The 18,345-nt window shown below is 65.1% G+C and carries 15 protein-coding genes; 8 read left to right on the top strand and 7 right to left on the bottom strand.

From position 1 onward, the window contains the following. The first annotated feature begins 19 nt into the window (after positions 1-19). A complete protein-coding gene (locus tag CDA09_RS07620; protein WP_121428064.1) occupies positions 20-268 on the top strand; it encodes a hypothetical protein in 249 nt (82 codons plus the stop codon). Positions 269-321: 53 nt separating this feature from the next. Beyond that, positions 322-1,245, top strand: coding sequence for a hypothetical protein (locus tag CDA09_RS07615; RefSeq protein WP_121428063.1), 924 nt, complete (start codon positions 322-324; stop codon positions 1,243-1,245). Between the two features lie 32 nt (positions 1,246-1,277). Here CDA09_RS07615 and CDA09_RS07610 read toward each other — a convergent pair whose 3' ends face one another. The 5 genes from CDA09_RS07610 to CDA09_RS07590 all read right to left on the bottom strand — a co-directional run bounded on the left by CDA09_RS07610 (position 1,278) and on the right by CDA09_RS07590 (position 7,830). Next, entirely contained in the window at positions 1,278-3,128 is a 1,851-nt protein-coding gene (locus CDA09_RS07610) for a sensor histidine kinase (protein WP_121428062.1), read from the bottom strand. 55 nt (positions 3,129-3,183) lie between these two features. Beyond that, entirely contained in the window at positions 3,184-3,939 is a 756-nt protein-coding gene (locus CDA09_RS07605) for a sulfite exporter TauE/SafE family protein (RefSeq protein ID WP_121430779.1), read from the bottom strand. 95 nt (positions 3,940-4,034) lie between these two features. Then, positions 4,035-5,330, bottom strand: a complete 1,296-nt coding sequence (locus CDA09_RS07600) for a dicarboxylate/amino acid:cation symporter (protein ID WP_286164410.1) — start codon at positions 5,328-5,330, stop codon at positions 4,035-4,037. Positions 5,331-5,616: 286 nt separating this feature from the next. After that, positions 5,617-6,363 (bottom strand): hypothetical protein, encoded by a 747-nt coding sequence (locus CDA09_RS07595; RefSeq protein ID WP_121428060.1) that lies wholly within the window; start codon positions 6,361-6,363, stop codon positions 5,617-5,619. A 69-nt stretch (positions 6,364-6,432) separates the two neighbouring features. Continuing rightward, on the bottom strand, positions 6,433-7,830 hold the full coding sequence (locus CDA09_RS07590; protein WP_121428059.1) for a cytochrome c3 family protein: 1,398 nt from the start codon (positions 7,828-7,830) through the stop codon (positions 6,433-6,435). A 275-nt stretch (positions 7,831-8,105) separates the two neighbouring features. Here CDA09_RS07590 and CDA09_RS07585 point away from each other — a divergent pair, with 275 nt between their 5' ends. From CDA09_RS07585 to CDA09_RS07565, 5 genes are read left to right on the top strand one after another with little or no spacing between them, the layout of a single operon-like run. Further along, entirely contained in the window at positions 8,106-9,050 is a 945-nt protein-coding gene (locus CDA09_RS07585) for a chromate resistance protein ChrB domain-containing protein (RefSeq protein WP_286164409.1), read from the top strand. Beyond that, positions 9,047-10,411 (top strand): chromate efflux transporter, encoded by a 1,365-nt coding sequence (gene chrA, locus CDA09_RS07580; protein ID WP_121428058.1) that lies wholly within the window; start codon positions 9,047-9,049, stop codon positions 10,409-10,411. Before CDA09_RS07585 ends, chrA begins: the two co-directional genes overlap by 4 nt. Positions 10,412-10,416: 5 nt before the next feature. After that, entirely contained in the window at positions 10,417-10,815 is a 399-nt protein-coding gene (locus CDA09_RS07575) for a hypothetical protein (protein ID WP_128106539.1), read from the top strand. Further along, positions 10,812-11,264 (top strand): chromate resistance protein ChrB domain-containing protein, encoded by a 453-nt coding sequence (locus CDA09_RS07570; RefSeq protein ID WP_121428056.1) that lies wholly within the window; start codon positions 10,812-10,814, stop codon positions 11,262-11,264. Before CDA09_RS07575 ends, CDA09_RS07570 begins: the two co-directional genes overlap by 4 nt. Before the next feature lie 41 nt (positions 11,265-11,305). Further along, positions 11,306-12,502, top strand: a complete 1,197-nt coding sequence (locus CDA09_RS07565; protein ID WP_286164408.1) for an MFS transporter — start codon at positions 11,306-11,308, stop codon at positions 12,500-12,502. 105 nt (positions 12,503-12,607) lie between these two features. Here CDA09_RS07565 and CDA09_RS07560 read toward each other — a convergent pair whose 3' ends face one another. Together CDA09_RS07560 and CDA09_RS07555 are read right to left on the bottom strand one after the other, a co-directional pair. After that, positions 12,608-14,833, bottom strand: a complete 2,226-nt coding sequence (locus CDA09_RS07560; RefSeq protein WP_128106538.1) for an Ig-like domain-containing protein — start codon at positions 14,831-14,833, stop codon at positions 12,608-12,610. Positions 14,834-15,386: 553 nt separating this feature from the next. Beyond that, a complete protein-coding gene (locus CDA09_RS07555; protein WP_121428053.1) occupies positions 15,387-17,024 on the bottom strand; it encodes a PAS domain-containing sensor histidine kinase in 1,638 nt (545 codons plus the stop codon). Between the two features lie 315 nt (positions 17,025-17,339). Between CDA09_RS07555 and bssD the strand changes: the two genes are divergently transcribed. Next, positions 17,340-18,338, top strand: a complete 999-nt coding sequence (bssD, locus tag CDA09_RS07550; protein ID WP_121430777.1) for a [benzylsuccinate synthase]-activating enzyme — start codon at positions 17,340-17,342, stop codon at positions 18,336-18,338. Positions 18,339-18,345 lie beyond the last annotated feature (7 nt).

The following is an 18,345-nucleotide window of genomic DNA, read 5'->3' as shown; positions in this document are numbered from 1 at the left end:
AAACAGGAAGGAGCCCCCAATGAACCTGCGTGAAGACCAGCAACTCTTGGGCAGACACCAACCGAGCGTTCGACTGCCGTGGCTGCTGCGTCCGGCGAACACCCCCGCAACGCCGCGCCGCGAGAAGGCCGATTCCGGGCACCAACCAGCCCGCCGAAGCCGCGACGCGACGACAAACCCTTCACCGCGCCTTCCCGCGCCCGCCCATGAGTTCAGCGACAGTTTGGCGGGCATCCTCGCCATCACGCGCAAGGACTTCGGTCTGTGACATTCCCCGACTCTTTCATCGCCCGCGCTGACGCGGGCACAAGGAGAGCAATCATGAAAAGCCTGACAACCCTGACCACCCCGATCCCGTTCGTCCGCAACATCGCCCCGGCGCTGTTTGCGATTGCGCTGCCGCTCGCCGGCCTCTCACTGCCTGCCTTCTCGGCCGAACCCACCGGCAGTGGCAGTGCCGGCGAAGCGGCCGCCAGCGGCCCGCAGCGTGCGGTGGTCGAACAAAAGCTGCGCTTGCTCGAACAGCTCGCCAACGCGCCGGCCGGCGCGGCCGAAGCCCCCGAGGCCGCCGACCGCCGCGCGCAGGTCGCCGGACTGGTCGCCGAGGCCCGCAGGACGTTCGCGACGGGACAGATCGAGCAGGCCGGCGGCACGCTCGACCAGGCCATCCGGCTCGCGTCCACCGGCGCGCAGCGCAAGGTGCTCAGCGAAAACAGCCACCGCGCCCACTTGCAGGACCTGCTCGCGGAGCTCGAGGCCTACCGCCAGTACGTGCAGCAGCTCGAAAAGGATCCGCAACTCGGCAGCGCCGCACAGTCGCTGCGCCAGCGCATCGACCAGATGACCGGCGAGGCCGCCCGGCACAACGCGGCCGGCCGCTTCGGCGACGCGCACCGGCTGCTGACGGCGGCCAACCAGCTCGCGACCAGCGAACTGGGCAAGATGCGCAACGGCAAGACGGTCGTCGTCGCGCTGAAATTCGACAGCCCCGCGGACGAGTTCGCGCACGAGCAGCAACGGCTGCAGGATCACCAGATGCTCGTGAAGATGGCCCTCGCCGAAGGGCGCGGCGACGGGGACCGGCGCGCGCTGGTCGACAGCAAGGTCGCCGAGAGCGAACGCCTGCGCAATGAGGCCGAGGTCCAGGCTCGGGGAGGCAGCTACACCGAGGCGGTCGGCACGATGGAAAAGGCCTCCACGGTGCTCGAGCACGCCATGCGGAACCTCGGCATGCCGGTGTTCTGATGAGGGTGGCAGGGTGGCAAACCCGCCGCCAGTCAGGACGCGGACGCGAGCGGAAGCTCCAGCGTGAAGACGGCGCCGCCGTCCGGCTGATTGGCGCCCTGCAGGCTGCCACCGAAGTCACGGACGATGCCGGCGGAAATGGCGAGGCCGAGTCCCAGGCCCTCCCCCGCCGGCTTGGTGGTGAAGAAAGGCTCGAAAAGGTGTGGCTGCACCTCGTCGCTGAGACCCGGACCGTGGTCGCGCACCTGCAGCCGCACCACGCCGTCGGCGCGCTCGCAACGCAGCTCGAGCCGCGGCCGGTCCTGGCCGGCCATCGCATCCAGCGCATTGCCGATCAGGTTGACCAGCACCTGCTCCAGCCGGTTGGCGTCGCACAGCGCCACGGGTTCGTCATCCGTCGGGCAGTGCCACGCCACCTCCACCGCACTGCGCCGCAGCCGGGCCTCGAGCAGCCCCAGGGCGTTGTCGATCGCGTGACACAGGCGCACCGGCTCGGACTGTCCGCTCGACTTGCGGGCGAAATTGCGCAACTGGCCGGTGATGCGGCCCATGCGGTCGGCGAGGTCGGCGATGCGGTCCAGGTTGGCGCGCGCGGTGGCGGCATCGCCTCGCTCGAGAAAGCGCCCGGCATTGGTCGATAGCGTGCGCAAGGCAGCGAGCGGCTGGTTCAGCTCGTGGGCGATGCCGGTGGACAGCTGCCCGATCACCGCCAGCTTGCCGGCCTGCACCAGTTCGTCCTGCGCGGCACGCAGCGTGCGCTCGGCGCGGATGCGCTCGGCGACCTCCTCCTGCAGCTGCTGGTTGGCGGCAGACAGGTCGACGGTACGCTCCTCGACCTTGCGCTCCAGCTCGTCGTGCGCCTTCTGCAGCGCCTCGCGCGCCGCCAGCCGGTGACGCAGGTGACGGCGGCGCTCGGCGACGATGACACCGAGCATGCACAGGCAGGCGGTCGCGATCGCTGCCAGCGCAGCGCGGCTCTGCGCGAGGCTGTCGACCTGTTCGAGCTGGGACATCACCGTCAAGGTCCACGGCGTGCCCGGCAGTTCGCGCGACTGGGCGAGGAAGCGGCCGCTCACCGGATAGACGGACACCGTCGCCGGCCCCTCGGCGGCGATCCGCACCAGCCGGGTCCCCGGCCCGTAGTCCTCGATGTCGCGCACGCCCAGTGGCTGCAGGGCACGGCGGTTGTATTGCTGGGTATGGTCGAACGCCGCGCGCGTCTTGTCGTCGAGCGGGCGCAGCGTGGTGAACTTCCAGCCAGCGACCGCCGACAGGATCACCACGCCGTTCTCGTCGGCGACCAGCACCGGCGCCTCCACCGTCGACCACGACTTCTCCAGCTGTTCCAGGCTGACCTTCACCACCGCCACCCCGAGGGCGTCGTGATCGCCCGTCAGCATCGCGGAAAGATAGTAGCCGGGCTCGCCGCGCGTCGTGCCGATGCCGAAGAAACGCCCGCTGTTGGCGGCCATTGCGTCGCGGAAATAGGGGCGGAAGGACAAGTCCTCGCCGACGAAGCTGTCCGGGCGCCGCCAGTTGCTCGCGGCCAGCACCTGCCCGCGCCTGTCCATCACGAAGATCGACAGCGTACCGGCGCGCTCGTTGAGCCGCTCGAGATAGGCGTTGACGCGGTCGACGGCCGCCCCGTCCTGGGGCTGCACCAAAAGCTCGAGCACCGACTGCTGGAGGTTCAGCGTGCCGGGCAGGAAAGCGTACTTGCTGATCTCGCGCTCCAGGCTGGCACCGTACAGGTCGAGCCGGTGCAGACCGGTCGCCTGCAGTTCGGCGACGCCCAGCCGCTGCGCGACGCGGTAGGCGACAAAGCCGCTCAGCCCGACCAGGGCCAGACAGAACAGCAGCAGCAGGGAACGGGAACGGATCATGGGGAAACCGCCGGGTGGGATGGCCATGGTAGCAGCGTCCCCACGTGGCAAGTCCTCACGCGGCAAGATCCACCAGCTGCTTGATGATCAAGACGACAACGACGCCGAGGAAGGCCTTGCGGATGAAGCCGGCCCCGTGCTTGAGCGCGAAATGCGTGCCCACATAGGCGCCGGCCAGGTTGCACACCGCCATCGCCAGCCCGATCTGCCACAGGATGGGCCCGTGGCTGGCAAAGAAGACGATCGCCGAGAGATTGGTGGCGAAATTGACCACCTTCGCACTGGCCGATCCCTGCACGAAATCCATGCCGAACAGGCGGATGAAGCCGAAGATCAGGAAACTGCCGGTGCCCGGGCCGAAGAAGCCGTCGTAGACGCCGATGATGCCGCCGAACAGGGCCCCCTTCCAGCGGTCCGCGCGCGTCACCACGCGGGTCACGCGGTGGCCGAGATCCTTGCGCGCAAACGTATAGAGCGCCACCGCGATCATCAGCACCACCACCAGCGGGCGCATCGTCTCGCGCGGCAGCAGCGCAACCAGCGCCGCCCCGCCCCCTGCGCCAACCAGCGCGGCTGCAGTGGCCGGCAGCACGACCATCCAGGGGATGGACACGCTGCGGCGATAACGCCACAGCGCCGCGCCGGTGCCGGCGATGCTCGACACCTTGTTGGTGCCGAACAGGGTCGGGATCGCGGTCTGCGGAAACTGCGACAGCAGCACCGGAATCTGGATCAGGCCGCCGCCACCCACCACGGCGTCGACCATGCCGGCGAAGAAGGCTGCGGGAGCGAGGATGTACCAGTCGATCATGTCGTTCAGCGAAAAAGGCCCGGTGCAAGGCACCGGGCCTGAGGATGGATTCTGCGCTCCGGCGCGATCGGCCCCCGAGCGGGAGCCGACCCGCCTCAGGCAGCCTGCGGCAACTGCCCGCCCGGCGCCGGCAACGCCTCGTCGGCGTCGGCCAGTTCGGGATCGACCGCTTCGACGGCCCCTTCCCACTTTGCCACCACCGCCGTGGCAATGGCATTGCCCAGCACGTTGGTCGCGCTGCGCCCCATGTCGAGGAAGTGGTCGACGCCGAGCACCAGCAGCACGCCCGCCTCGGGCAGCCCGAACATCGGTAGCACCGCGGCGACCACCACCAGCGAGGCACGCGGCACGCCGGCAATGCCCTTGCTCGACACCATCAGCACCAGCAGCATCGTGATCTGGCTCGTCAGCGTCATCTCGATGCCATATGCCTGGGCGATGAACAGCGCCGCGAACGTCGTGTAGATCATCGAGCCATCGAGGTTGAAAGAATAACCCAGCGGCAGCACGAAGCCGGTGATGCGGTTGCTGACGCCGAACTTCTCGAGCTGCTCCATCACCTTCGGATAGGCCGCTTCGCTGGTCGCCGTCGAGAAGGCGATCAGCATCGGGCTGCGCACCAGCCTGACCAGGCCGAACACTTTGCGGCCGAGGACGAGGTAGCCGGCGAGGATCAGCACCGCCCACAGCGTTCCCAGCGTCAGGTAGAACGCCAGCATGAACTTGCCGAACACCAGCAGCATGCCCGCACCCTGCGTCGTGATGACGCCTGCCACCGCCCCGAACACGCCGAACGGCGCCATGCGCATCACGTAGTCGGTGACCTTGAGCATCACGTGGACGACGTCGTCCATGGTGCCGACCAGCGAGCGCGCCGACTCGTTGTGCAGGTGGCCGAGCGCAAGACCGAAGAACACCGCGAAGACGAGGATCTGCAGGATCGAGTTGCTCGCCATCGACTCGACGATGCTCTTCGGGAACACCTGGATGATGAAGTCCTTGAGGTTGAGCGCACCGGTCTTCAGGTTGGTGGCGGTGCCCGCCTCCGGCAGCGCGATGCTCATCCCCACGCCCGGGTGCAGCAGGTTCGCGGCGATCAGACCGACCGTCAGCGACACCAGCGAAGCACCGACGAACCACATCAGCGCGCGGCCGCCGATGCGCCCGACCGCCCTCGTGTCACCCATGTTGGCCAGGCCGGCAACCAGGGTCGCGAACACCAGCGGCGCGATGATCATCTTGATCAGGCGCAGGAAGATGTCGGTCAGCATGCTGAAATAGCCGGCGATCTCCTTCGCCGCCTCCGGGCTGCCTGCCGTCATGTTGCAGACATAGCCGACGATCACGCCCAGCACCATCGCGATGACGATCCAGGTCGTCAAGCGGTTCATTTTCACAGGCAGTCTCCTTTGGTATGAGCCTCGCCGGGAGGCGGGAAGTGTTGCTTTCCCATTGCACGTGACGTGCCAGCCAGGAAGGAATACAAGCCTATGTTTTATAAAATGAAAAATTTCTTTCGCGCATCTGCGCGACGAAAATCCGAACGGACACCCATCCCGCCCATTCGGAAATCCGAACAGTCAGGACGCGATTCCGGCGAGCGCGCTCGTCACTGCCACCATCATCGCGGCTGCCATCAACAGGGATCTCACGCTTCCTCCCGCAATTTCGAAAGGGCTACTTGCCCATCGCAAAGGCCCAGGTCAATCCGGCCCTCACCTCGGAGATGTTTTCGCCGTCGGATCGGGCTCGACGCACTCCCAGATCAAAAGACAGATTTTCCTGTGCACGCCAGATCAAACCGACCAGCGCAGAGTCGGTCCTCGCCCCATTCACGCCTCTTTCCGCGAATATTTCCATCACCGGCCGCACCGACCACTCGCCAGGCCCCTCGACAATGGCCCCCAGGAAGCGGCTCCAATCGTGTTTGCGATCCAGCAAGAGCGCAGCGTTGACATGCACCGTCGCCATGGGCCAGCGCTGCGACACGATTCCCGCACAACTGGCGCCGGTGCCGGATTGCCCATGAATGGTCGGCAGCAGGACGCTGCATTCGCTGGCGATGCTGGGCCCGGTCCCATCCTGCAGGCTGCCGCGGCGATGGACCTGTTTCAAGGACAGGGCGGTATCTTCCAGACTGGTTCGGTGACCTTCGGCCGGAGTATCCCGGCGTGACCTCAGCTTTCCTTCCAGCACGATCTCCCGGTCTTCCGAAATCCCGAAATTCGCGACTACGGCCGGCGCAAACAAGGACCGTTCGGAACCTTCGCGCAAATAGCTGGCAGGGCTGAATTCGAGTTCGAACTCACCCTCATCGGCCACGGCGGCATCAGTGCCATCAAAGGGCCGATAGGCCAGGGCTGACGAGGCTGCCAGGCACAGCACGCCTGCAACGATGGCCCGCAGTCCGGGACTTCTTTTCATTTCCAACTCTCCACTTTGCAAGCGACAAGCGCTCGATCCTGCCCGGGCGCTTGCCATCGTCATAACAAACTACTTGGCAACCGCCTGTGCCAGTGCTTTCTCGTTGCTTACCTGAACCTGGGCCGCCGCCGCGGTGATCTTCAAGGGAATGGCAACTCGGGCCATCTCATATTGATCGTCCTTGAAAGCCCGATCGTTATAGCGGTTCAGATCGTAAGTGAGCGTTGCGCGCACCGTGTACCGACCGGCCGCCAGCTCCGGTGTCCAATCGAGGAGGCGGGTTTCTCCGGCACGGATGATGGTTTCGTGAGGCCCCTGGGCATCGGCCTGGGAGGTCGCGATCGGATCGTGCCCCTTCCTGTCCTCTTCGAGAAACTTTCGGTCATCGGGGCGGCCTTGCATCCAGGGGGCAAACAACCATTCCTTCGTGGCCACCACTTTCCCCTTGCCATTCAATACCTCGGCCGTAAGGTAGACCGCTCGGCGATTCGAACCGGTGGGTACGGAATGGCCGGCACCGACGTTCGTGACGCGCAGGGAAACCTGGGAATTACCCTCCTGCGGCTGAGTCACAGAGAGATTGAGGGCGCTCGCGACCCGCTGGAAAGAATGACCGCCGGTCCACAGGTGCCGCGCTACCGGCCTTTCCGGCACGTCGAAATCCTCCGCCAGCTTCCGCACCGTCTTGGGCATGTGGCACTCCTGGCACTGCTGACGGCCGAGTCCCGGCTTGTTGAAATCTTCGAGCCATTCAAGCGAGGTCTGAGTCTGTTTTCCAACTACCCGTTTTCCCTCGCCATGACAGCGGGCGCAGGCCGCCGCCGTCTGGGTGCGCTCGTCGGCGACGGTCTCGTGGGGCGCATCGACCACATAGGGCCCCCGGATTTTCCCTTCCGGGGTCAGGTGGCACGAAGCACAGGTGATGCCCGCCAGTCGGTTTTCGGTCCTGGGTTTGACCTTTTCGAAAATGGCCGGGCTGGTCATGTCCGGGTAGTCGAATGCCAAAGGGAAATGGCAGACATTGCATTCCTTGCCATCTTCCTCGACGTGTTTGGCCTCGATCGGCCAGGGTTCCGATCCGGCGACAGCGTGGGCTGTCGCGGATTGGTGAATGCCTGCGGGAAGGCTAAGCAGCTTCTTCGAAGACGAATCGAATTTCATCGGCTTCCAATTGAGATCGCTGCCGCTGCCTTCGGAATACTCGCGATAGAGTTCCTTGTGACAGGCCCCGCAAACCTCCGAGGGAGTGGCCGTGCCTTCGGGGAACTGCATCTTGGCGGCCGGTTGCGCCTCGGGGGCGGCGTGGGCGGCGGCCAGGCCGCAGAGAACGAGGAATGCTGCAAGGCAGGCGCGCAATAGATTGCGGATAAGGAATATCGATCCGAAAAAGCGATTGCCGAACCATACCCCGGGAAAAACATTTGTCATAATTAATACCTCCCTCGAAAAACCCAAAGTCACTTTCATCCGATGCCCGCCACGGCGCTGACTCAAGCGTTCTTCCGCCGTTCGCCTCCACCGCCCAGCGCGCGATCGCAAGGCCCAGACCGAAGCCGCCTTCGGCACGATTGCGGGAGGCGTCGATGTGGTAGAAGCGGTCGAACACCTCGCGGAACCGGAGCGCCGTCAGCCGGCAGAAGAGCCCTTGCGACGCTCGCGCAGCGACGAGCGTCGGGGCTTCGTCCTCGGAACGAAGTCCATCATCGCAAAAATTTGTAGAGTTATCTACGATATTGTAGATTATGAACATGAAAACATGGATCACCCTCATCACCAGCCTGCCGACCGAGAACGCCACCGCGCGCATGCGTGCCTGGCGCAACCTCAGGGCATCGGGCGCAGCCGTGCTGCGAGACGGCGTGTATCTGATGCCGGAACGCGAAGCGTGCCGCGCGACCTTCGACTCGGTTGCGGTCGACATCCGGTCGGCCGAAGGCACAGCCTTGGTGCTTCGCGTCGAGGAGCCGCCGGAAGCGGATTTCGCGACGCTGTTCGACCGCAGCGCGGACTACGCCGCGCTCCTCGCAGACATCGCGAGCGCACGCGACGGATTGACCCCGGAGACGGCGACCGACGTGCTCAAACAGGCACGCAAGCTGCGCAAGACCTTCACGAGCCTCAGTGCCACCGACTTCTTCCCCGGCGAGGCCCGGCAGCAGGCCGATGAAGCCATGCGCGACCTGGAGCAGCGCGCCGCCTGGGCGTTGTCACCCGACGAGCCGCACCCCATCGACAATGCCATCGCGCGGCTCGACCTTCTCGAATACCGCGGGCGGGTCTGGGCGACCCGGCGCCGGCCGTGGGTGGACCGGCTCGCCAGTGCGTGGCTGATTCGACGCTTCATCGACCCGAAAGCCGCCGTGCTCTGGCTGGCGACGCCGTCCGATTGCCCTGCCGACGCCCTCGGCTTCGATTTCGACGGCGCCACCTTCACTCACGTTGGCGCGCGCGTGACGTTCGAGGTGCTGCTCGCCAGTTTCGGGCTGGAGACCCCGCCACTCCTGCGCCTCGGCGCGCTGGTGCACTTTCTGGACGTGGGCGGCGTGCAGCCGCCCGAGGCGGCCGGCATCGAGAGCGCGCTGGCCGGTCTGCACGACACCGTTCCCGACGACGAACAACTCCTCACACTGGCGAGCAGCCTGTTCGATGGACTGCTGGCCTCCTTCGAGAAGAGCCCGAAACCATGAACCACCCCCTGACAAGCGCGGAATCCGACGTGCTCGACACCAAACCCGCCGAGGTCGGCTTCTGGCAAGCCTTCCGGTTCTGGCTGAAGCTCGGCTTCATCAGCTTCGGTGGCCCCGCCGGACAGATTTCCATCATGCATCAGGAACTGGTGGAGCGCCGGCGCTGGATTTCCGAGCGGCGCTTCCTGCACGCACTCAACTACTGCATGGTCCTTCCCGGTCCGGAGGCCCAGCAGTTGGCGACCTACATCGGCTGGCTGATGCACCGCACCTGGGGCGGCATCGTGGCCGGGGGGCTTTTCGTGCTGCCCTCCCTGTTCATCCTGATTGCCCTGTCGTGGATCTATGTCGCGTTCGGCGAGGTCCCGCTCGTTGCGGGGCTCTTCTACGGCATCAAGCCGGCGGTGACGGCCATCGTCGTGCAGGCCGCCCACCGCATCGGCTCCCGCGCCCTGAAGAACAACGCATTGTGGGCCATCGCCGCAGCGGCCTTCGTCGCCATCTTCGCGTTGAACGTTCCCTTCCCGGCCATCGTGGCCGCCGCCGCCGCCATCGGGTATATCGGGGGGCGTGTGGCACCGGACAAATTCAAGACCGGTGGTAGTCACGGCAAAGCCGACAAGACCTACGGCCGGGCGCTGATTGATGACGACACCCCCACCCCCGAGCATGCCCGCTTCGGCTGGCTCAGGCTAACGCACGTGGCCGTCGCCGGGGGCCTGCTGTGGCTCGTGCCCATGGGGCTGCTGACGGCGATCTACGGCTGGGAGCACACGCTGACGCAGATGGGATGGTTCTTCACCAAGGCCGCCTTGATGACCTTCGGGGGTGCGTACGCGGTGCTGCCTTACGTCTTCCAGGGTGCGGTGGGCGACTACGGCTGGCTCAGCGCCCCCCAGATGATCGATGGCCTGGCCCTGGGCGAGACCACCCCCGGACCGCTCATCATGGTCGTGACCTTTGTCGGCTTCGTCGGAGGTTACCTCAAGGCCGTGTTCGGACCGGACAGCCTGTTCCTCGCCGGTGCCGTGGCGGCGACGCTGGTGAGCTGGTTCACCTTCCTGCCATCCTTCGTCTTCATTTTTCTTGGCGGGCCCCTCATCGAGACGACCCACAACGACCTCAAGTTCACGGCACCGCTCACGGCCATCACCGCGGCAGTCGTCGGCGTCATCCTGAATCTCGCCCTCTTCTTCGGCTACCACGTGCTCTGGCCGCAAGGCTTCGCCGGCGGCTTCGAGTGGATGTCGGCACTCATTGCCCTGGGTGCGGCCATCGCATTGTTCCGCTTCAAGCAGAACGTCATCCACGTCATCCTCGCGTGCGCGGTCATCGGCTTGCTTGTGAAGACCTTGCTGTGATTCCCATGATGAAGCGGCGCGCCATGTCAGGGCTCGTGTCCGTCGCCGCCCTCCTTGCCGGGTGTCCTGCTCAGGCGACCGACCACGCCTGGCCCGTGGTCCGCGGCAGGGCGCTCGCCGACGCCTTTACCGGGCAGGACTTTGGCGATGGCGTGCATTACGCCTACCAGTTCCTGCCCTCCGGCGAGCTGCGGGGCGTCGACATGGGGGAGCCCACGCGGGGACGCTGGCGCGTCACGGCCAGCCAGCTCTGCTGGCGCTGGACCTACGCTGCCGGCCAGGAGGAGTGTTATCAGGTCCGCAAGCAAGAGCACCATGTGCGCCTGTTCGCGAATAGCCGGGAGATGCTTGCCGGCACCCTGACGCCCTTGAATGCCAATGGCTCGATTGAGGTGAAACCATGAAGTGGATAACCCGCGAAAGACCCAGGATTGACCGCATTGCCTGCCCGTGGCTGGTTGCCCGGTTTGTCGACGCGAACCCGGAATTCCTCTATGTGCCGGCCGGAGACGTGATGAGGATTGCCGGGGAGACCGGGGCCATTCCGTATGACGTGCCGGGCGTGGAGTTGGGGCACCAAGGCGACCGGTGCAGCTTCGACGCCTTCATCGCGAAATATGAGCTCAGGGATTCGGCGCTCGACAAGCTCGCCCTCATCGTGCGGGGCGCCGATTGCGGACGCCCCGAGCTGGCGAAGGAAGCGGCGGGGCTGCTGGCCATCTCCAGGGGGCTTTCGCTCAATTTCGCCGATGACCATGCAATGTTGGTGCAAGGGATGGTGATGTACGATGCGCTGTACGCGTGGTGTGCGGACACTCCTCTGAAGAAGCTCGCCCGCTTCCTGAGGTCTTAGTGCTCCGTCGGTGGCTGTTGCCCGCGGGCGTCGATGGCACCGTGTTGCCGCTCCTGACGGGCAAGGCCCTGCGCGCATTCGCGGACGGCTACATGGCGCTCCTGCTGCCCGCCTACCTGCTGGCCCTGGGTTTCGGGACGCTGGACGTGGGCATCCTCAGTACCGCCACGCTGCTGGGGTCGGCGTTTGCGACGCTGGCAGTGGGTTCATGGGGCCATCGCTTCGATCACCGACATCTCCTGCTGGGCGCCGCGCTGCTCATGCTGGGCACCGGTCTGTCCTTCGCCACCTTCTCGGCGTTCTGGCCCCTGCTGCTGGTGGCGTTCGTCGGCACCCTGAATCCGAGCTCCGGGGATGTCAGCGTGTTCCTGCCGCTGGAGCATGCACGTCTGGCCGAATCTGCCCAAGGCCCCGCGCGGACCGCGGTGTTCGCCCGCTACTCATTGCTGGGAGCATTGTTTGCCGCGCTCGGGGCCCTGTCCTCGGGCGCCCCGGAATGGCTGAACGGCGCGCTGGGACTCGGGCGGCTGGAGGCCTTCCGGCTCATGTTTGCCGCGTACGGCGTGGTGGGCGCGGTGGTCTGGCTGCTCTATCGGCGGCTGCCTGTCCCGGCGCACGAAACCGAAGCTGCCGCGGCGACGCCTCTGCGCGAATCGCGCCGCATCGTGATCCGCCTGGCTGCGCTGTTCTCCGTAGACGCGTTCGCCGGCGGCCTCGCCATCAACGCGCTGATGACGCTGTGGTTCCTGCAGCGCTTCGACCTCTCCCTCGCCGCAGCGGGCCGGTTCTTCTTCTGGGCGGGGCTGTTGTCCGCACTGTCGCAGCTCATCGCCCCCAGGCTCGCTCAACGCATCGGCCTGGTGAATACGATGGTCTTCACCCACATCCCGGCCAGCCTCTGTCTGATGGCAGCAGCGTTCGTTCCGGACGTCCATCTGGCAATGGCCCTGCTCTTCGTTCGCGCACTGCTGTCGCAAATGGACGTGCCGGTTCGCAGCGCGTTCGTGATGGAGGTCGTGACGCCCGGCGAGCGGGCCGCGGCGGCAAGCTATACCGCCGTGCCTCGGAGCCTTGCCTCGGCGATAAGCCCGACGATTGGCGGCGCCCTCTTTGCCGCAGGCTGGCTTGCCGCCCCCCTGGTGGCCTGCGGGGTCCTGAAAATCGCGTATGACCTGGCGCTGTGGAAAGCATTTCGGCAGCATCGATCACCGGGCGAACAAACCGCACGCGGACAATGAGGTGCCCTTACCTTTCCATCACGGCGCATGGCCAACGCGGACATCGAGGAACACAAAGGGCTGGCGGCCGAAGCCGCCAGCCCTCGGAGCTAGGTGCGCAATGCGTTACTGAATGGCCACCGGCACGTTCGCCACCATGTTGCCGAAGCTCGACTGGACGCTCACCGGCGAACTGCAGGCCGGGCCGCCCTTGAGGTCGAGCGCCCAGGCACCGGCTATCACGGGCACCGTGCCCAGCACCTGGTTGCCCAGATAGAAGATGGTCACGACATTGCCCGTGGAGATCGTGCTCGTGCCCTTCACCACCCAGCGCGTACCGGCCTTGGTGCCGTTGACGCACTTGGCGCTCAGAACCGCGAGCACCTCGGGCGCCACCACATTGACCGTCACCGTGGCGGGCGCGGACACCAGGGGCGGGGTGTTCTTGTTGGCCACGGTATAGGTGAAGGTGTAAGTGCCGACCGTATTGGCGCTGCCGAAGTTCACCGACCCGTCCGCGGTATTGACGCTGGCCGTCGCCGGAGCCGCCGGCGGAGTCACGATGGTCACCGAGGCCGGATTGATGACGCCACCGTTGGCCGAATCGTTGGCCAGAACGTTGATCGTCGTGGGCGCGGCGCTGGCCTGGATGGTGACGGCGTCAGCATTGGCGATCGGCGGCAGACCTCCCGCGGGAGCGACGACTGTGACGTTAACCGTCGCCACATTGGAGGTCGGCAAGGTGCTCGTCACCGTGTAGGTGAAACTGTCGGCGCCGGCGAAGGCTGGCGTGGGCGTATAGGTCACCTGCCCCGTCGGGGTGACGGCCGCCGTTCCGTTCGCACCCTGGCTGACGATCGTCACGGTGGCACCGGCCGGCACGCCGACATCATTGGCGAGCGGCGCCATGGTCACTGCGACGCCCGACGTCGTGCTGACGTTGTCATCGACTGCAAAGGGCGCACCGGGCGGGAAGGCAGGCCCCTGGAGCTCGGCGACCCCCCGCTTGGCGCTCCCGCCGACGGCCGAGGCGACGGTCACGCTGGCGGGCGGCACCTGCAGACCGGTCACGACAAACTGGGTCGAAGCGGGGTCGGTCGAAGCGGTGGGCGCCGGCCTCGTCGCGCTGATCACGACGGTGGCCGGCATGCCTTCCAGCGCCAGACTCGGCGCAGCGACGCTGGGAACCGCGGCAGGATTGCCCTTGTCGCTGGAACTGGCAACGACGGTGAGCGTGTGGCCTGTCGGATCGTAACTCGCCTGGCTGATATCCACCTGGTCCACGACCTTCTGCGTAACCGAACTGGGCGGAACATCACCGCTGTTGGTGACCGTCACCGTTGCGGGGATCTTGCCTGCGGGCACCGGCACGCCCTGGCCATAATACTGGCCCAGTACGTCGGGTCCGGTCATCAACACCGGCGGCAAGCTGATCGCGCCGAGGGAGAGTACCGGAGCTGCCTGTGCCGGCGCCGCCTTGACGCTTGCGAAAGCGTCCACATGCGCCGTCGTGCCGGCACGCGCATACGTGGCCGCACCGACCTTGAGCGGGCTCGCGATCGCCCCTTGGTGCACCTTGCCTTGCACCAGGAACAGCGTCTGGCGCACGCACGGATTGCCCGGCCCGCCCAGATCGGAGCCGGCGGGGCCGCAGATTTCGAAATAGTTCTGCGCGGCGCCGGCCGCGTCCTTGAAAAGGCTGCCGGTGATGGGCAGGGTCGCCACGGCATCGGAGAGGAAGAACTGGCCGCTGCCCAGCGGTATCTCGACGGGCGGCAAGGGATTGCCGAGGGAATCGGCCGCATGCAGGAAGGGGCCGACACGGCTCGTCAACGCATCCGCAAAGGCCCCCGGTGCGAGGTTGCCGACGTTTTCGGTGAACAGGATGTCGCGATTGCCCACACCGGGCTGGATGTCCGTGAACACCTCCTTGCCATAGGGATGGGTCACCGTATAGGTGCCGGCAACGGGAACCCCCGCCGTGACCCGAATCCGGGTGAACACCACCTGCTGGCCTGCAGCCGGGACGCCCGCTGGCGCGAATGACGCTTCCAGCGCCAATACGAGCACCGCCTTCTTGCCTCCGGGCATTGTGATATTGCCCACGACGCGATGATAGAAGAGTTCACTCGGGAAGTTGGAGAAGGCCACATAGGGTGGGCTCGGCGGCGGCACCAGCAGGCAGGCTCCCATGACAGCAGGGTCAACGGTAGCGCCGGTGGGCAGACACAGGTCCAGGGGCAATCCGGTGTTGTCCTGATACCACTGGGGAAATCCGCTGGCGACATCAGGGGGGCCGAACTGGAAGAGATCCGCATGTGCGGCAGAACTGCCCAGCAGCGCCAGGCTCAACCCCAACGCTCGCCACGATCGGCGTCGCCGGACGCTCCCTGGAGTTTTCGCTGGGCAGTCGGCTGGGGAAACGGTGGCTCCCCCGGTGACTCTATGAAGCTTGTCAGGGCAGTTCATTTTTTATGACCTCCAGGAAGGGTTCATCCGGAACCCCGATACGGCATTCGAGCAAAGCGCAAGGATCGCGCCATGACGGCATGACCGGGACGGATTTCACGCGCGACCGCGCATCCACTTCAGGTAGGTTGGAGAAAAGGCGATGGGCCAAGAAGGGCGTCGGCACCGGACAGGGCCGCTCTGTGGGGATTCCCCCCCAACTTTTCCCCACGTTTGCGGAAAATCCGGGCGCCGCAGCCCCGCGGCACGAGGAACCCGGCCCGAGTAGCCGGCGGGCGCCGCATCCCGCCAGGATTCGAGCCGCTCTCAATCGAGGCAGTGGCTGTCCGTATGCATCGACAGCCAAATGAGTTCGCCCGGCGGGCGGATCCCCAGCTTGCTCACATGGCCTTCGCCGCCCGAGACTCTTCGGTCTTCTTGGCGGCGAGGACCTTCCCTACATCGGCAAGGTGAATTGAAAGCGCGACCCGCCTTTGCCGATCCTCGAATACGAAAGTTGTCCGCCGTGCGACTCGACGATCGAGCGGCAGATCGTCAGGCCGATCCCCATCCCGTCGGTCTTGGTGGAAAAATACGGCTCGAACACCCGCTTCACAGACCGCTTCTCGAGCCCCGTGCCGTGGTCCTGGACGAACACCTTCATCGCCCCGCCCCCATCGATGATCTCGCTGCCGATGACGAGCTTGCGCGCTCCCGGCGGCAGGCCCGTCATCGCCTCCATGCCGTTCTTCATCAGGTTGAACAGCACCTGCTGGATCTCGACCTTGCATAGCGGCACCAGCGGCGGGTCCTGCAGCAGCCGCAGGTCGACGCTGACGTCATGCCGGCGGACCTCGAAATTCAGGAACGCGAGCGCGTCCTGGATCACCTCGTTGATGTTCTCGGGTTCCTTGTCGGGCTTGTGCTTGCACACGAACTCCTTCACGTGGCGCAGGATCTCGCCCGCCTGCTCGAGGTACTTCAGCGCGAGCCCCATGGACTCGGAGATCTCCCCGACGCCGTCGACGCGCTCGAGACGCAAGCGGCAGCCGTTCAGGTAATTGACCGCCGACACCAGCGGCTGCCCCATCTGGTGCGCCAGCGCCGCCGCCATTTCGGCCATCGAGTTGATCCGGCCCAGGCGCGTGAGCTCCGCGTGGCGCAGCCGTTCGAGCTCTTCGATGCGCTTGCGGTAGGTGATGTCGGTGAAGGCGGCGACGACGTACTGCTCGTCCTTGCGCTCGATCAGCGACGCGCTCACGCTCAGCCAGCGCAGCTTGCGTCCCTTCTCGTCGCGCATCCCGATTTCGATGTTGTCGATCGAATCCTTCTGGAAATCGCGGATCTGCCACGGCAGGCGATGCCTCGGGATCTCGGTGCCGTCGTGCAGGAAGAAGCGCAGCGGCAGTTTGCGCCAGTTCTCGGACGAAGCCCGCCGCAAGCCGACCATTTCGGCAAACTGGCAATTGGCCTCGAGAATGCGGCCGTGCGCATCCGTGATCGAGATGCCGATCGGCAGCATGTGAAAGAGCTTCTGGTATTTCTCGCGGTTCTCGTTCGCGACCTCCTCGGCGCTCTGGCGCGTCGCGACTTCCGCCTCGAGGCTCGCGACGTGCCGGCTGAGCTCCACGGTCCGCTGCTGCACGACGAATTCGAGCTTCTCGACGTCGGCCTTCAATTCGTCCTCGATCCGCTTGTGCTCGGAGATGTCCTGCACCACCCAGATGCTGCCGAGCCTGGGGTTGGCCGGATCGAGCAAGGTGCCGGTGACGATGCACCAGATCAGCGTGCCGTCCTTGCGCACGAACGGCCGCTCGTCCTTGAAGGTGTGATGAGACTCGAAGAAGTGGCCGAATTTCTGACCGATCGTCGAAAACGAGTCCTCGCTCGGGTAATGCACGCCGACCGACTGGTTGTCGAGTTCGCCCGGTTCGTACCCGAACAATTCCTCGTATCGCCGGTTACAGCGCCGGATCCTGCGGTTGAACAGGTGGCAGATCGCCACGGGCGTGTTGCGAAAGATCGACTCATAGCCGACCGCGGCGTCCACGCCCTGCTCGTCGTTCAATTCAATGTCGAACACCTCATCCCTCATGCGCACTACCTCCCCGCATCCCCGGATAACAGGCTATTCGAACCAGTGTCAGCGCAATCGTCGGGCGATCCCGCATTCCACAGAGAGATCGGTCTCTGGGTCCGAGCCTGATCCGATTGTGCGCCTGCGATGCAGAGCCTGCATTAGGGGCAACCCCCCTTTCGTTAAGTGTTCGCACCAATTGGTTAGGTTCAACGGGTGGTGCTTAATTCAATCCACGGTCGCCGGCCCCAAGTGCATCGGATCCTGCGTCCTCCGTCGCGTGATAGTCGCACCCCTCATTTGTTTGAAGCGCAACAAATCGTAGAGGCTGTCGTGAGAATTCCTCTTGTCACCGAAATACAGAGGTTCAGCCTGCAGGACGGGCCCGGGATCAGGACGACCATCTTCCTGAAGGGCTGCCCGCTACGTTGCCCGTGGTGCCACAACCCCGAAACGCAGGACGTGCGCCAGGAGTTCTACTATTACCCGGCGCGCTGCGTCGGTTGCGGCCGCTGCGTGGCCGTCTGCCCCGCCGGAACGTCCCACCTGGTGCTCAACCCGGACGGCCGCACGACCGTCGAGATCGACCGTACGGACTGTCAGCGCTGCATGCGTTGCGTCGCTGCCTGCCTGACGGACGCGCGTACCACGGTCGGGCAACGCATGAGCGTTGAGGAAATCCTGCGCGAAGCCCTGTCAGACTCCCTCTTCTACCGCAACAGCGGTGGCGGAGTCACCATCAGCGGCGGCGATCCTCTCTTCCATCCCGCATTCACATTGGAACTGGCGCGCGGAATAAAGCAGCACAACGTCCACGTCGCTATCGAGACGTCCTGTTTTCCAAAGCACTGGGCAGTTATTCAGCCGCTGCTGGAAGTTGTCGATCTCTTCATCGTCGACCTGAAATCCCTGAATCCCAAGAAGCACGAAGAAGTCGTTGGTTGGCCACTTCAGCCAATACTCGACAACATCGAGCGTCTCATTCAATCCCGGGCCAATATCCGCATCCATATTCCCGTGATCCCTGGATTCAACGATTCCTCCCGGGATTTCGACGACTACATCAATTATCTGGGTCGCCATTCTGCACAACTGGATGGCGTCGACATTCTCAATTACCACGTCTACGGAGAAGGAAAATATTGCTCCCTGGGCAGGGAAAAGGAATACCAATACTTGGGGGTGGAGGAAAACCCGCCCGAGACGGTAGTGCCCCTGGCAAAAGGCTTGAAGCTTGCGGGCATCAAGAGCGTGACGATTGGCGGGTTGGTTGGTATCACGACGGACGGACACGAGACGATTCGCGATGCCGGGATTGGGTGTATGACATAAATCGAAG

It is taken from the genome of Azoarcus sp. DN11, from assembly GCF_003628555.1.
In the GTDB taxonomy this organism is placed as follows: Bacteria; Pseudomonadota; Gammaproteobacteria; order Burkholderiales; family Rhodocyclaceae; genus Aromatoleum.
This window is presented reverse-complemented; position numbering and strand designations above follow the sequence as displayed.